We start from the raw sequence: 15,042 nt of genomic DNA, 5'->3' as shown, positions 1-15,042 counted from the left end.
TCAGTACTGGGAGTACTCGTCGGAGTCCAGCGAGTGGACCTCGTCGCCGATCAGCGGCGGGTTGAAGACGCTGATCAGTTCGAGCTCGCTGTCGGGGTCGGCGATCAGGAAGTGCGCGTCGTGCGCGTCGAGGGCGTAGATGACGCCGGGGGTGATCTCGAACTCCTGGCCGTCCGCGGTGACCACCCGCCCCGTGCCGCGGATGCACAGGCACGCCTCAAGGTGCCGGCGGTACTGCAGCCGCGACTTGGTGCCCGGGCGCACCGTCGTGTGGCAGACGGTGAAGCCCATCTTGTCGGCCTCCAGCAGGTACCGGCGGCTCAGGCCGTTGCCCCAGTCGACCGTCTTGGCCTGGCTCTGGTCCCGGACGATCATGGAGTCACTCCTTCTCTGCCGCTAAGGCGGCGTCGCGGACCCGGGTGTTGCGGGCGATGAAGCGGTCGACCGCCGCCACCGAACGGAAGTCGTCGGGGTTCAGGTCGATCTGGTCGAGGGCGACGGCGTACCGCTCGCTGACCCAGCCGACCAGCTCCAGCAGGCTGAGGCTGTCGACGACTCCGTTGTCGAGCAGGTCGTAGTCGCCCGGCAGCTCCGTGGCCGGGGTCCCGGGCAGGTACCGCGTCACGAGGTACTCGCTGATCTCGCGCTGATGGCTGCTCATACGGTCAGTTCCTTCTTCAGGCGGGCGCGGTCGACCTTGCCGGTGACGCCGACCGGCAGCGCGACGCTGCGCAGGTCGAAGACCGCGGGGATGGCGGCGCGGGTGAGGCGTTGCGCGCACCAGGTGCGCACCTGCAGGCCGGTCAGCCCGGAGGAGCGGGGGCGCACGACGGCGGTGATCCTGGCCCCGGCCGCGGCGTCGGGCAGCGCGACCACGGCCGCCTCGGCGACGTCGGGGTGGGCGAGCAGGACCTGCTCGACCTCCTCCAGGCTGATCCGCACGCCGCGGACCTTGACCTGGAAGTCGGTGCGCCCGACCAGCACGAGCCGGCCGCGGTCGTCGCGGGTGACCAGGTCGCCGGTGCGGTACCAGGCGTGGCCGTCCCGGACCGGAAAACGGTCGCCGGCCAGGTACCCGACGGCCTGGAACGGCGTCGACACCACCAGCTCGCCCATGCCGGGCCCGTCGAAGGGCTCCCCGTCGTCGCCGGTCAGGTGAGCGTGCACGCCGGGGAGCGGCGCCCCGAGCGGCAGCGGCTCGCCGTCCCGGGCCTCGTCCGCGCCGAACGTGTGGATGAAGCTGTCGTTGGTCTCGGTGCAGCCGTACACGTTGTGCAGGACCGCCGCGGGGAACAGGTCCGGCAGGGCGGCGCGCAGCGCGGGCGGCGTGTGGTCGCCGGTCAGCACGACGTGCCGCACGTCCGGCACCGCGACCCCGCCGTCCGCGGCGGCGGCTGCGGCTGCTGCTGCTGCGGCGTCCAGGAGCAGCCGGTAGAACATCGGCACCGCCTGCACCACGTGCGGCCGGGCGGTGGTGACGAGGTCCAGCAGGTACGCGGGGTTGGCCGCCCGGTCGGGGTCGACGAGCACGACGGTGCCGCCGTGCCCGAGGGTGGCCCACACGTCGAGCAGGCTCAGGTCGAAGTTCAGCGGTGCGTAGCTGAGGACCCGGGTGCCGGCGCCCAGCTCGAACGTGTCGGCGGCCCAGCCGGTGAAGCGGCCCAGCGCCGGCCCGCCCAGCGGGACGATCTTCGGTACGCCGGTCGAGCCGGACGTGGTCAGCATCAGGCAGGTGTCCGGCGGCAGGGCCGGCGCATCGCCCGGGACCGGCGCTGGGGACCAGTCGAAGGCGCCGTCGCCGGTCGCTTCGGCGACGCCCGCGCACCCGGCCCGCTGGACCAGGCTGCCGGCCACCTGCGCGCCGAGGTCGACGGAGAGCAGCAGCACCGGCCGGTCGGCAGCGAAGCAGGCCAGGATCAGGGCGATGGTCTGCGGCGACTTCGCCGCGTGGACCGCGATCGGCTGCCCCGCCGGCAGGTCCAGCTTGTCCAGCGCCACCACGGCGGTCTCACTCGCGGCGATGAGCTCGGCGAAGGTGGTCCCGCCGCCGCGGTACGACACGGCGGTGCGCTCCGGAGCGAGCCGGGCCGCGGCGTACACGGCGTCGGCCAGCGCACGCCCGGTCATGAGGCCTCCCGGCCGGCGGGTGCGGCTTCCGCGACCGGCTCCCCGCCGCGGGAGGGCTCCCCGCCACCGGAGGGCTTCGCATCACCGGCGACCTCCACGTGACCGGACTGGGTCCGCCAGGCGCCGGGCCGCAGCTGGTCCTCACCGAGCAGGATGCTCGCCACGATCACCACGCCGCCGACCAGCACGTTCCAGGTGATCGCCTCGCCGAGGAACACCGCGCTGAGGATCAGGCTGATGAACGGGACCAGGTAGTTCACCGCGGAGGCGCCGGTCGCGCCGATGTCGGCGATCAGCCGGTTGTAGAGGACGTACGCCAGGCCGGTGCCGAACACGCCGAGCGACACGATGCTCAGCACCACGTGCCAGCCGACCGACGACGGGGTGTGCCAGCCGAGGAACGGCTGCAGCACGGCGAGCAGCACCGTCGCGACGAGGGTCTGGGCCGTCGCCGACGAGATCGGCGGGATGCCCCGGTCGGACAGGAACTTGCGGACGAACACGGCGTGCGCGGCGTAGATCCCGGCGACGGCCAGGCAGGCCAGCTGGCCGCCGATCGTGCCGCCCAGCTCGGACCACGGCGCCATCACCAGCACGATCCCGGCGAACCCGAGGATCACCCCGGCCGTGCGCCGCACCGTCGCCCGCTCGCTGCGCAGCTGCACGGTGGCCAGTGCGAGGGTCAGCAGCGGGGTGGCCGCGGTGAGCACGCCGGCCATCGAGGCGCTGGTGCGCTGCTCGCCCCAGGCCAGCAGCAGGAACGGGGCGACCATGCCGAGCACGGTGGTCACGGTGATGTGCACCCACACGAACCCGAACCGTGGCAGCCGGGACCGGGTGACCGCGGCGATGAGCACCAGGACCGCCGATCCGAGGACCAGGCGGCCCAGCACCTGCTGGCCCGGGCTCAGCTCCTCGCCGGCAAGCTTGATCAGCGGGTAGCTGGAGCCCCAGATGATCCCCAGGGCGACGAACTGCAGCGCGCTGAGCCCCTTCACGACGCCGCTCCGGCCAGCACCGGGATGCTGTTGCGCCCGATCTCCAGGGCCTGCGGGTCGATGCTGTCGTCGGCGAGCGTGCCGCCGAGGTATCGCTCGTACGCGCTGAGGTCGAAGTTGCCGTGCCCCGAGAGCCCGAACAGGATCGTCCTGGTCACGCCCTCCTCGCGGGCGCGCAGTGCCTCGTCGACCGCGGCGCGGATCGCGTGCGTCGACTCGGGGGCCGGCACGATGCCCTCGGTCCGGGTGAACAGCACCCCCGCCTCGAAGCAGTCCCGCTGGCGCAACGCGACCGCCTCCATCAGGCCCTCCTCCACGACCCGGCTGACCAGCGGCGCGATGTTGTGCGCCCGCAGGCCACCCGCGTGCACGGGCGGCGGCACGAACCTGTGACCCAGCGTGTGCGTGCGGGTCAGCGAGGTGAGCCCGGCGGTGTCGGAGTAGTCGTAGGCGATCCGGCCCTGCGTCAGCGACGGGCACGCCGCCGGCTCCGCCGCGATCAGCCGTACGTCCGGCCCGCCGTGCAGCCGCGCGCGCAGGAACGGGAACGCCAGGCCGGCGAGGTTGCTGCCGCCGCCCGCGCACGCCACCACGATGTCCGGGTAGTCGCCGGCCCGCTCCATCTGCACGATGGCTTCCTGGCCGATGACGGTCTGATGCGCGCACACGTGGTTCAGCGCGCTGCCGCGCGTGTAGCCCCACCGCGGGTCGGCGAACGCGACCTGCAACGCCTCCGACTTCGCGACGCTCAGGCTGCCCGGGAAGTCGGGGTTCTCGTCGAGCACCGCGCGCCCGGCCTCGGTCTCCGTGCTCGGGCTCGGCGTGCAGCTCGCCCCGAACATCTGCATCAGCGAGCGATGGTGCGGCTTCTGCTGGAAGCTCACCCGCACCATGAAGACCTTGGCCGCCATGCCGAACAGCGACGCCGCGAACGAGATCGCGCTGCCCCACTGCCCGGCCCCGGTCTCGGCGATCAGACCCGACTTGCCGGCCCGCTTGTTGTAGTACGCCTGCGGGATCGCCGAGTTCGGCTTGAAACTGCCGGTCGGGCCCACGCCCTCGTACTTGAAGTAGATCCGCGCCGGCGTGTCCAGCGCCTTCTCCAGATTGCGGGCCCGGATCAGCGGCGTGGGCCGCCACTGCGCGTAGAACTGCCGCACCTCACCCGGGATCTCGAACTCCGGCTCCCGGCTGAGCTCCTGGTCGACCAGCGCCTCCGGCATCGTCCGCAGCATGTCGTCACGGGTCACCGGCTCGCCCGTCGCCGGGCTCAGCGCCGGCGCCACGTAGTCGAGGTCGGCGGCCATGTTGTACCAGGTCTCGGGTATCTCCGAGGGGCTGAGATCGAAACGTACCGCCTCCATCGAGGCCGCCTCTCCGCACAGTGGACACAGTGGACACTGAGTTGCGGTGGCCACGCCCCCGAAGTCGCCGCCGATGACCCATGGTCGGCACCGAACCCCCCGCGAAGGTAGGGATTGCGGCCGATGTTTAGGGGAAGCCCCAGTGCCCCCCGGCCGGACACGTGCGACCGTGACCGCCATGATTCGTGAAGTCACCGCCGACGACCTCGGCCTGCTCCACTCGCTGGTGCTGGACATGGCCGCCAGCGAGGAGGCGACCGACCAGATCAGCACCGACGAGGCCGAGCTCGGCCGCGCCCTGTTCGGCCCCGCACCCGTCGCCTGGGCCCACCTCGCGATCGACGACAAGACCGGCGACGTCGTCGGGTACACCCTGTGGGCGCTGGTCTACAGCACCTGGCGCGGCACCGCGATCCACGTCGACGACATCTACATCCGCGAGGACGCCGTCGGCACCGGCGTCGACACCGCCCTGCTGAGCACCGTGGCCGCGGTCTGCGCCGAACGCGGCTACCGCCACATGCAGTGGTGGGGCCGGCCCACCAACGACCCGGTCGACGCCTACTACCGCTCGATCGGCGCCGAGATCCCCTCCGTGCTCGGCGAGGACATCGCCATCTACCGGCTCACCGGCGCGCCGCTCGCCGACCTCGCCAGGCAGGCCTGACCCCGCCCATCAACGCAGACCGTCGCCAAGAGACCGAGGCCGTCCACAACCTGGACGGGGCTCCGGGGACCTGCCCTTACACAACCTCCGCCGCGTGGCCACCGGCACGGCCGGTGGCCCGTCGTGTCCGGCGCCTGCCACGCCCTGCTACCGACCGCTGCCGTCCACCACGTCAACCGCCGTCGGCGGCCGTGAGCACCTCGCGCGGCGCCGGCCCGCCATGGATGCGGTGGACGGCGGACCTGACGGTGGCGACCGCATGCTGGTCCCAGCTGACCGGGTCGTGCCGCGGCCCGTCGGTGCCCGGCCTGCGGTCCCGGTCAAGGAACGCGACCATCGCCGGGACCGCCGGCGCCGCCGCCGGACCGATGTCGGCCAGACACCCGACGACCGTCCCGTGGCCGGCCCCGAACAGCGGCGCCCACGGAACCCCGTCAACAAGCTCGGTCAGGACCGGCAGCGCGCCGGACGCGTCCGCGGTGCACCGCCAGAGGGCGTTCGCGGCCTCGGCCCGGGCCCACTCGAAGGAGTCGGTGAGTCTGCCGCGGATCACCGCCTCGTGCCCCGCGGCGGCGGGACCCATGTCCGCGAGCAGCGACAGCGCCGTCACGTCGGCCAGTGGGACGACGGCGAGCCGGGCGAGGGCCGCCGCGGTCGCGCTGGTCTCCTCACCGGTGATCCGCCACCGCGCCCAGAGCAGGGTGCCGAGGGAGTCCGGCGCCGTGCCGTCGGCGAGCCGATCCAACGCAAGCACCACGACGCCGGCGGCAAGCCGATCCAGTGCAGGCACCGCGACGCCAGCGGCAAGCCGATCCAACGCGGGCACCGCGACGCCAGCCGCCGGCCCGATCCTGCCGAGCGCCGTGGCCACGGCCTTGTGCCCGGACGCATGGCCGGCCGTCCGGTCGAACTCCGCGTCGCCGAGCAGGCGGGCGAGCGCTTCGGCGGCGTCCGCGGCGTCCTCCCGCCAGCTGGACAGCCCGGCGACGAGGTCCTGCCGGACGTGCCGCCAGCCGTCGGTGTCGCCGGCGGTGAGCCGGTGCACGACCGCGGGCAGCAGCGCGGCCGCGTGCGGCCGCATCAGGTCCAGCAGCCGCTGTGGCGTCCTGTCCATCCAGATCCACCCTTCCGGCAGCGCGCAGGTGCCGGCGGTGAGCAGGTCGATCAGCGGCGCGACCGCGCGGGCGTCGCCGCGGTGGGCGAGGGTGAGCGCGGCCCATCCCCGCAGCTCCGGATCGTCGTCGTGGTCGAGCACGGTCGCGACCCGGTCGGCGACCCGGTCCGGGACGGCGCCGCACCGCGCGAGGCGCGAGCCGGCCGCCGACCGCACCGCGCGGCTCGGGTGGTGGAGACACTCCGCGAGCAGCTCGAGCATCGCCCCCGTCCCGTCCCGCCACATCCTGACCTGCCGTGCCGCCGCCTCGCACGCCGACACCACGACCGCCGGATCCTCGTGCGTCGTCAGCGCCGCCGTGAACCGGCCGGCCGCCTCGCGCCCCTCCGCCGCCGGCCGGCCCACCGGATCCGGCCGCAGCGGGAACTCGTGCGTGTCACCGAGCAACGCCACGAGCCACGCGCCCATGCCGTGGTCCAGCTGCTGGCTCACCCATGGCACCCGCCGCATCCAGGCCTCCGCGGCGCCGGCCCCGGCCAGCAGCAGCCGCAGCAGCGGCTCCGGCGGCGCCGCCGGGGTCGCGCACAGCCAGGCGAGCCCGGCCGCGAACCGCACGTCGAGCGGATGGACCTCGCCGCCCCACAGGTCCCCGGCCCAGGCGACGACCTCCGCAGCGTCGCCGTGGTCGAGGGCCAGCTGCGCGACGGCCAGCACCAGGCAGATCCGCACCACCGGGTCGGCCTCCACCGCCAGCCGCCCGCGCAGTGCCGCCGCCACCTCGGGCGAGCCGGCCGGTGACACCGTGGCCAGCGCAAACGCCGCCGTCGACCGGTTGCCGGGACCGGCGTCGTCGAGCAACGGCAGCAGCGACGGCACGCCGGCGAGCACGGCGGCGCGGGCCGCCTCGGGTGACGGGTCGCCGAAACTGTCGCCGTCGTCGGCGGCCCGGAGCAGGTCGGAACGCAAGGCCCGCCCCGACCGGTCGGAGCGGACGGCCTGAGCCGCCAGCAGCAGCAGACCCTCCCGGCCGTGGACGCCCGGACCGGCCGCCGCACGGATCAGGAACGGCACCGCCAGCGCCGCCGGCGCGCTGCTGCCACCCTGATGACACACCCTGTTCCCCAGCGTGGCGAGGCTGCGCTCAGCCGTCTCCGGATCGGGGTCCAGCAGGCCCCGCAGCAGCGCCGGCACGTCATCGGCCCTGCCATAGAAGTGCTCGAACCCGGCCCAGTCGACGTCGTCGGGCGTCGGGGAGGGAAGGGCGAGCAGCGCGGTCATCGATTGCCGCACGTCGGGTGTCATGCCGGTCATCATGCCGGCGGGGTACGACAAAAACGGGCGGCAGACGGCGGGATGTTCTGGTTCAGGTGGAAGACGTTGTCCGGGTCGTAGCGGTCCTTGAGCGCGGTCAGCCGGGCCAGCTTCGCCGGCGGGTACGCGCGGCGCACCCCCGCCGCGCCCTCGTCCCCCAGCGAGTTGACGTAGACGCCGCCGGCGAAGGGCTCGAGCAGCGCCGCCGCGGCCCGTGCCGCGGCCCGGCGGGCGCCGTCCTGAGCGGGGTCGGTCCACGAGGAGCCGGCGCCGAACTCGAACATGGTGTCGCGGTGGCCGAACGCGGTGGCGTCCTCGGCGACGTCGGCGATGGCGCCGCCGTACCCCTGCAGGCCCGCGCCGCAGTGCTCGCCGGCGGCGATGAAGGCGTCGACCGCCGCGTCGGGCATCGACTTGAGGTAGTGCGAGCGCCCGTACCGGCGCAGCGCGTGCCGGCCCGAGCTGTCCTCGCGGCGCTGCAGTTGCAGGTACGACATGGGCTGCCGCGTCACGGCGCCGCCCTGGAGGAACGCCGGGGAGAAGGAACCCGGACCCACCCAGACATAGCCGAGGGTCAGGGTGCCGGGGGCGCTCCACGCGGTGAACGTCGCCTGCCGCGGCGCGGTGAGATGCTCGTCGCGCCACCGGCGCATCGCCGCGTGCCGGGCGGCGCCGGTGAACGTCGCCTCCACGACGAGCGCCTCGGTGCCCGTGTCGTGCAGCGCGAACTCGAACCCGGTGACGATCCCGAAGTTGCCGCCGCCGCCCTTCAGCCCCCAGAACAGCTCCCCGTCGGTGACCCGCTCGACGGATCCGTCCGCCGTGACGAGCTCGTAGGAGACGACGTTGTCGCAGGCGAGACCGTGCTGCCGGGCGAGCCAGCCCATGCCGCCGCCGAGTGTGAGGCCGCCGACGCCGGTGTGCGACACGTTGCCCGCCGTGGTGGCCAGGCCGTAGCGCTGCGCCGCGTCGTCGAGGGCGCCCAGCAGCGCACCGCCCTGCACGTACGCGCGGCGCCGGGCCGGGTCGACGCTCGCCCGCCTCATCGGCGTCAGGTCGATCATCAGGCCGCCGTCGGTGACGCCGAACCCGGCCGCGCTGTGCCCGCCGCACCGCACCGAGATCTCCAGGTCCCGCTCGCGGGCGACCCGGACCGCGCCGGCCACGTCCTGGACCGTCCGGCACCGCACGATCATCGCGGGCCGGCGGTCGAACATCGCGTTCCACACCTGCCGGGCGTCGTCGTAACCGCGGTCGCCGGGCCGGAGCACCTCTGCTGTCCCTGTCGTCATGCGTCGAGCTTCCCGCCGATTGGACCCCGCGGTAAGGTCCGTTCTTGTGGCTCGTGAGAGGACCAATCCGGAGCTGCTCGTCGCGCTCGACCCCGCCGGCGGGCCGCTGCACCGCCAGCTGGAGACGGCGATCAGGACGGGCATCCGCGGCGGCCGGCTCGCCGTGGGCAGCGCGCTGCCGTCCAGCCGGGCGCTCGCCGCGTCGCTCGGTGTCTCCCGTGGGGTCGTCGTCACGGCGTACGAGCAGCTGACCGCCGAGGGGTACCTGACCAGCCGGTCCGGCGGGTACACCACGATCGCCACCGGACCGGCTCCCACGGCCGCGCCGCCACGCCAGGTCGAGCCGCCGGCCCGGATCAGCTTCGGCTACGGGCGCACCGACGTGTCGCGCTTCCCCCGCGCCGCGTGGCTGCGCTCCGTCCGGCGGGTGCTGACGACCGCGCCCACCGACCGGCTCGGCTACACCAGCGGCCAGGGCACCCCCGAGCTGCGGGCCGCCCTCGCCGACTACCTCAACCGGGTCCGTGGCACCGACGCCCGCCCAGAGACGATCGTGATCTGCGGCGGCTACGCGCAGGCGGCGAACCTGCTGATCCAGGTGCTCCGCGCGGCCGGCGCCACCCGCCTCGCCGTCGAGGACCCGTCCTCCGACGACGACGCCCGCGCCCTGGCGCTGGCGTCCGGCATGACCGTGACCGGCGTCCCCGTCGGCCCCGACGGTGTCGACGTCACGGCCCTCGCGGGGGTGGCCGCCGACGCGCTCGTGCTGACCCCGTCGCACCAGTGGCCGACCGGCGGCGTCCTGCCCGCCGCCGCCCGCGCCGCCGTCATCCGGTGGGCCGCCACCGGCGCGCTGGTCATCGAGGACGACTACGACGCCGAGTACCGCTACGACCGGGCCGCCGTCGGCGCCATGCAGGGCCTCGCCCCGGACCGCGTCGCGTACGTCGGCTCCGCCAGCAAGACCCTCGCGCCCGGCCTGCGGCTCGGCTGGATGGTCCTGCCGCCGCACCTCGTCGCCCCGGTCGTCGAGGCGAAGGTGCTCGCCGACCGCGGCTCCCCGGCGATCGACCAGCTGACCTTCGCGGACTTCCTCGCCGGCGGCGAGTTCGACCGGCACCTGCGGCGGATGCGCCCCCTGTACCGGCGCCGCCGCGACACCCTGCTGACCGCCCTCGCCAGGCACCTGCCCCGGCTCCGCCCCGTCGGGATCGCGGCCGGCCAGCACCTCGTCGCGTGGCTTCCGCCCGGCCTGCCGGAGGAAGCGGTGGAGGCCGCCGCGCTGGCGCGAGGGCTCACCGTGTACGGCGTCGGCCGCTTCCGCCTGGCCCCCGGCCCGCCGGGCCTGCTGTTCGGCTACGGCCACCTCTCCGAGCCCGCCATCGAGGAGGGCGTCACCATCCTCGCCGCCGCCCTGTCCGACCTGACCTGACGGCCCGCGCGGGTCAGGCGGAGGCGCGGAGGATCAGCTCCGGGTTGAAGATGACCGAGCGCGGGGAGCGGCCGGGTTCGCGGATCCGGGTGAGCAGGAGCTGGGCCATCTCGCCGGCCATCTCCTCGACGGGCTGGCGGACGGTGCTCAGCTGGGGGTGGCACTCGAGGGCGGCGGTGCTGTCGTCGAAGCCGATGACCGCGACGTCGTCCGGGACGGTGCGACCGGACTCCTGGATGACGCGGAGCGCACCGTCGGCCATCAGGTCGTTGGCGACGAAGATGCCGTCGACGTCGGGGTGGGAGGCCAGCAGCGCACGGGCGGCGCGCTCGCCGCCGCCGCGGGTGAAGTCGCCCTCGACGTGGGGGGCGTCGGCCTGGCCGTGGGCGGCGACGGCGGCGTGGAAGCCGGCGAGGCGGTCCTGGGCGGCGGGCATGTCGAGGGGGCCGGTGATGGTGGCGATGCAGCGGCGGCCCAGGGCGGCCAGGCGGTCCACGGCGAGCCGGACGCCGGCACGCTGGTCGACGTCGACGAAGCTGGTGTGGACGGGCCGGCCGGGCCGGCACGACAGGACACAGGGCACGCCGAGGTCGACGAGCTGACTCGGGAGCGGGTCGTCGACGTGGCTGGAGATGAGCAGGGCGCCGTCGACGTGGCCCTGCCGCAGATACCGCATGACGTGCTCGCGAGCCGGCGGGTCGGCCAGGAAGATGACCAGGTGGATGCCGAGCGGGCGGAGCACCTCCTGCGCCCCCGCGGTGACCCGGCCCAGGTAGGGGTCGGTGAACGTACGGGTGAGGAACGGCGTCTCGTAGCCGCGGTTCTCCGGCTCCGACACCACGAGCGCGATCGAGTCGGTGCGGCGGGTGACGAGCGAGCGGGCGGCGAGGTTGGGCACGTAGCCCGTCGCGGCGATCGCCCGCTCGACGGTGCGCCGCAGCTCAGGGTCGACGGTCTGCACCCCGTTGATCACGCGGGAGACCGTGGCGCGGGAGACCCCGGCGTAGTTGGCGACCTGTTCCAGCGTCGGTGGTCGCGTGTCGCTGCCCGTCATGGTTCTCACGGTAGATCGTGCCCCCGCGCGGTGAGAAAAGGGAGCCGTGGATGGACGGCGCTTGCGTCTCGTCCATCCACGGCCAGATTCAGAAACTTACGCGGTGCCGTTGGCGCCGCACTTGACTTTCAGGCGGATGCAGTACGCGACCCGGCGCTCCATCTCGGCCTGCGGCCAGGCGTTGAAGAAGTCGCCGTGCATCGTGAACCCGGCACCCGAGCTGAGCCGGATCCTCGACGGGTCACCGTTCACCGGGTACCGCAGGACCTGCCGCAGCTTGGGCACCGGCACCGGGTGGGTGGACGGGCAGGCGCCGTTGACGGGGTAGGCCATGTGGCTCTTGTGGTCGGCGGAGTCGAGGTCGCGGCCGTTCCAGCACTGCGGGAAGTCGAGGTACGACTCCAGCATCGAGTCGGCCGGGCAGTTGATGAAGTCCTTCCCCGCGCCGGACTCGTTGTGGTGCAGGCAGGACCAGCGGGAGATGGTGGTCGCGTCGGGTGCCGTCGCCTTCGCGTTGCCGGCGACGATCCGCAGCCCGAAGGGCAGCGGCTGGGTCTGCTCCCGCACGGCGTCGCTGACGCCTTCACCGAGGTAGTAGAAGGTGGTGATCACCGGCTCCTTCGCGACCCCGTCCTGGTACAGGGTGGGCACCCAGTACGAGGACTTGTCGACGGCCGGGTTGCAGTTGCTCGGGCCGTTGGCGAGGTCGTTGACCGTCGAGTTGCCGTTGGTGACGGTGCTGCCGAAGAAGCTGTGCATGTGCGACGCGCCGGGCAGGCCGGGGAAGACGATCGGGTCGTCCGGCAGCCGGTGGCTGAACGGGCAGTCGGCGAGGAACTCCGCGACCCGGACCGCGCCCGGCGGGATGGTGGTCGGGTTGTTCGTCGGCGTGCTGCCGCCGGTCCCGAACACCTGGAACTCCCACAGCGACACGCCGTACTGCGTGGCCCGCCGGGTCGTGTTCAGCTTCACGTACCGGCCGGAGCCGGACACGTTCAGCGTCTGCACGCCGCCGGTGCCGTTGACGGTGGTGTTGATCGTCGTCCACGAGGTGCCGTTGGCCGACGTCTGGATGGTGAAGTCGCGGGCGTACGCGGCCTCCCAGTTGATCACCACGCTGGTGATCGTGGCGGGCGCGCCCAGGTCGACCTGCAGCCACTGCGGGTCGCTGAACGCGCTCGACCACCGGGTGCCCCCGTTGCCGTCCACCGCGTTCGCGGCGGCGGCGCCCCCGTTCTCCACGGACGACGCCGTGACCGGCTTCCCTTGGGAAATCGGGATCTCAGCGGCGTCCGCGGAGAACGCACGGACCGAAGCGTACGTGCCAACCAGTGCGGTGAGCGCCAGCCCGATCAGGAACTTCCTGGTCAGGCCCCTCCCCAGGACCCGGCCGCTCACTTGTAGACCCGCACGTAGTCGACGTACATCCGGGACGGGAACGGCGTGGTGGCGTCGATCGGGCCCGGGAAGTCACCGCCGACCGCGAGGTTGAGGATCAGGTAGAACTGGTGGTCGTACACCCACGGACCGCGGGTCGTCTCGACCGTGTCCTTGTCGGCGACCAGGATGACCTGGTTGTCGACGCGGAAGGTCATGTGCTTGCTGTCCCACTCGGTCGAGTAGACGTGGTAGTCCAGCGACAGGTCGACCGTGGAGATCTTCTGGCCGTAGCCGCCACCGCCGTTGTAGGCCGGCGCGTGCAGCGTCGAGTAGATCTCGTTGGTGTTCTTGCCGAGGATCTCCATGATGTCGATCTCGCCGTTGTACGGCCAGGGGCGGCCGGTCAGGAAGTCGGTGCCCATCATCCAGAACGCGGGCCAGAGGCCGTTGCCCTTCGGGACCTTGATCCGGGCCTCGACCCGGCCGTACTGGGTGGAGAACTTGTTGCTGGTGTTGATCCGGCCCGAGGTGTAGTCGCGGCCGCCGAGGGTCTGCTTGCGGGCCTCGATGACCAGCGAGCCGCCCTGGATGCTGGTGTTCTCCAGGTTCGTGTAGTACTGGATCTCACCGTTCTGGCCGGTGCCGGGGTCGATCGTCCACTTGGAGGTGTCGACGTTGGTGCCGGTGTTGAACTCGTCGGACCACACCAGGTTCGTCGCCGGGAAGATCGGGTCGGCGGGGTTCGCCGGCGGCTGGACCGGCTGGCCGCCGGTGCCGTACACCTTGAACTCCCACAGCGAGTAGCCGTAGCCGTTGGAGCGCTGCGTGCCGTACATGCGCACGTAGCGGCCGGTGCCGGTGACGTTCAGGGTCTCCTTGAAGCCCTTGCCCGTCGTGGTGTTGTAGATCGACGTCCAGTTGGCGGCGTCGTTGGAGGTCTGGATCTGGTACGACACGGCGTACGCCGGGTCCCACTGCAGCACGACCTGCTTGATCTGCGCGGTCGCGCCGAGGTCGACGTAGATCCAGCCCGGGTCGACCCAGCCACCGGTCGGGTTCGTCGCCCAGCGGCTCGCCGGGTCGTTGTCGAACGCCTTGTCCGGCGTGCACGGGTTGCAGTTGCTGTCGTTCTGCGAGGTCGACGCGAAGCCCGGCTTCTTGTACGACAGCAGGACCGTGTTGCCGGGCGGCTGGCTCGGGCTCTGGCTCGGGCTGCTGCTCGGGGTGTCGTTCGTGGTGGGCGGCGCGCCCTGCACGCGGACCTGGACCTCCCACAGCGAGTAGCCCCACTGCGTGGCCCGCGCGGTGCCGTTGATGCGCACGTACCGGCCGGAGCCGGTGACGGTCAGGTCCTGCACGCCGCCGGTGCCGGTGGTCGTGCCGTAGATCTGCGTCCAGGTGGTGCCGTTGGTGGACGTCTGGATCTGGAACGCGGTCGCGTAGGCCGCCTCCCAGTTCAGGGTCACGCCACAGATGGCCTGGGTGGTGCCGAGGTCGACCTGCAGCCACTGCGGGTCGGACGCGGCGCTGGACCAGCGGGTGCCGTTGTTGCCGTCGAACGCGGACGCGGCGGGCGTGCCGGCGTTCTCCGTCGAGGAGGCGGTGGCCGTCTTGCCCTGCGCCACGTTGGCGGTGCCGCAGCCGGACGGCGTGCTGCCGCCGTACACCTGGAACTCCCACAGCGACACGCCGTACTGCGTCGCCCGGGCGGTGGTGTTGACCCGCACGTAGCGGCCGGAGCCGTTGACGGTGAGGCTCTGGTTGCCGCCGGTGGAGGTCGTGGTGGCGTAGATCTGCGTCCAGGTCGTGCCGTTGGCGGAGGTCTGGATCTGGTACGCGGTGGCGTAGGCGGCTTCCCAGTTGAGCGCCACGCGGGTGATGGTCTGCGTGGAGCCCAGGTCGACCTGGATCCACTGCGGGTCGCTGAACGCGCTCGACCAGCGGGTGCCGGTGTTGCCGTCAGTCGCGTTGGAGGCGGGGGAGCCGGCGTTCTCCGTCGACGAGGCGGTGGTGGGCTTGCCCTGCGACAGCAGGGTCTCCGCGGCGTCGGCGCGGGTCACGACCAGCACGATGTAGGTGCACAGCATCGCGGCCACCGCGGTGGCGATGGCGCCGGTGCGCATGGCGCGCCGGCCGGTCGTAAATCGTGAGAGACGTCGATGGCCGGGGGCGGGTGCCGACCAAGGCATAGGGAGCTCCATTCGTGTCGCTCGGGTGACCAGTGTGTTACGGGGTGATGAGAGAGCGCTCTCTCATCCGGTCACTGTGGACCCTTGGTCGAGTCGTGTCAATGCTTCGGCGCG

The 15,042-nt window shown here is 72.8% G+C and carries 12 protein-coding genes; 2 read left to right on the top strand and 10 right to left on the bottom strand.

The features are described 5' to 3' along the window. The 5 genes from ABZ321_RS12760 to ABZ321_RS12740 are packed head-to-tail and all read right to left on the bottom strand — an operon-like array spanning nucleotide 1 to nucleotide 4,489. The gene (locus ABZ321_RS12760; RefSeq protein ID WP_344504715.1) at nucleotides 1–375 is read right to left on the bottom strand and encodes an ectoine synthase; all 375 of its coding nucleotides are present in this window, start codon (nucleotides 373–375) and stop codon (nucleotides 1–3) included. A gap of 4 nt (nucleotides 376–379) precedes the next feature. Next, nucleotides 380–661, bottom strand: a complete 282-nt coding sequence (locus tag ABZ321_RS12755) for a hypothetical protein (protein WP_344504714.1) — start codon at nucleotides 659–661, stop codon at nucleotides 380–382. Then, entirely contained in the window at nucleotides 658–2,127 is a 1,470-nt protein-coding gene (locus ABZ321_RS12750; protein ID WP_354890989.1) for an AMP-binding protein, read from the bottom strand. The genes ABZ321_RS12755 and ABZ321_RS12750 overlap by 4 nt, the downstream gene beginning before the upstream one ends. Next, nucleotides 2,124–3,125, bottom strand: a complete 1,002-nt coding sequence (locus ABZ321_RS12745; RefSeq protein ID WP_354890988.1) for a DMT family transporter — start codon at nucleotides 3,123–3,125, stop codon at nucleotides 2,124–2,126. Before ABZ321_RS12745 ends, ABZ321_RS12750 begins: the two co-directional genes overlap by 4 nt. Next, entirely contained in the window at nucleotides 3,122–4,489 is a 1,368-nt protein-coding gene (locus tag ABZ321_RS12740) for a TrpB-like pyridoxal phosphate-dependent enzyme (RefSeq protein WP_344504711.1), read from the bottom strand. The genes ABZ321_RS12745 and ABZ321_RS12740 overlap by 4 nt, the downstream gene beginning before the upstream one ends. A 178-nt stretch (nucleotides 4,490–4,667) precedes the next feature. Between ABZ321_RS12740 and ABZ321_RS12735 the strand changes: the two genes are divergently transcribed. Further along, complete coding sequence (locus ABZ321_RS12735; protein WP_344504709.1) at nucleotides 4,668–5,156, top strand: GNAT family N-acetyltransferase; 489 nt, start codon at nucleotides 4,668–4,670, stop codon at nucleotides 5,154–5,156. 172 nt (nucleotides 5,157–5,328) lie between these two features. Here ABZ321_RS12735 and ABZ321_RS12730 read toward each other — a convergent pair whose 3' ends face one another. Further along, nucleotides 5,329–7,572: a HEAT repeat domain-containing protein gene (locus ABZ321_RS12730; RefSeq protein ID WP_354890987.1), complete on the bottom strand. Its 2,244-nt coding sequence runs from the start codon at nucleotides 7,570–7,572 to the stop codon at nucleotides 5,329–5,331. Between the two features lie 8 nt (nucleotides 7,573–7,580). Further along, complete coding sequence (locus ABZ321_RS12725; protein WP_354890986.1) at nucleotides 7,581–8,873, bottom strand: FAD-binding oxidoreductase; 1,293 nt, start codon at nucleotides 8,871–8,873, stop codon at nucleotides 7,581–7,583. A gap of 46 nt (nucleotides 8,874–8,919) precedes the next feature. Between ABZ321_RS12725 and ABZ321_RS12720 the strand changes: the two genes are divergently transcribed. Next, nucleotides 8,920–10,305 (top strand): PLP-dependent aminotransferase family protein, encoded by a 1,386-nt coding sequence (locus ABZ321_RS12720; RefSeq protein WP_344504706.1) that lies wholly within the window; start codon nucleotides 8,920–8,922, stop codon nucleotides 10,303–10,305. Nucleotides 10,306–10,318: 13 nt separating this feature from the next. Here ABZ321_RS12720 and ABZ321_RS12715 read toward each other — a convergent pair whose 3' ends face one another. The 3 genes from ABZ321_RS12715 to ABZ321_RS12705 form a co-directional block, all read right to left on the bottom strand. After that, nucleotides 10,319–11,359, bottom strand: coding sequence for a LacI family DNA-binding transcriptional regulator (locus tag ABZ321_RS12715; protein ID WP_344504705.1), 1,041 nt, complete (start codon nucleotides 11,357–11,359; stop codon nucleotides 10,319–10,321). 96 nt (nucleotides 11,360–11,455) lie between these two features. Then, nucleotides 11,456–12,757 (bottom strand): DUF1996 domain-containing protein, encoded by a 1,302-nt coding sequence (locus ABZ321_RS12710; RefSeq protein ID WP_354890985.1) that lies wholly within the window; start codon nucleotides 12,755–12,757, stop codon nucleotides 11,456–11,458. Beyond that, on the bottom strand, nucleotides 12,754–14,862 hold the full coding sequence (locus tag ABZ321_RS12705; RefSeq protein ID WP_344504703.1) for a discoidin domain-containing protein: 2,109 nt from the start codon (nucleotides 14,860–14,862) through the stop codon (nucleotides 12,754–12,756). Before ABZ321_RS12705 ends, ABZ321_RS12710 begins: the two co-directional genes overlap by 4 nt. Nucleotides 14,863–15,042: the final 180 nt, after the last annotated feature.

Source organism: Dactylosporangium sp. NPDC006015 (assembly GCF_040614215.1).
Taxonomy (GTDB): domain Bacteria; phylum Actinomycetota; class Actinomycetes; order Mycobacteriales; family Micromonosporaceae; genus Dactylosporangium; species Dactylosporangium maewongense.
The sequence above is the reverse complement of the archived record's forward strand: the minus strand, read 5'-3'. Positions and strand labels throughout refer to the sequence as shown.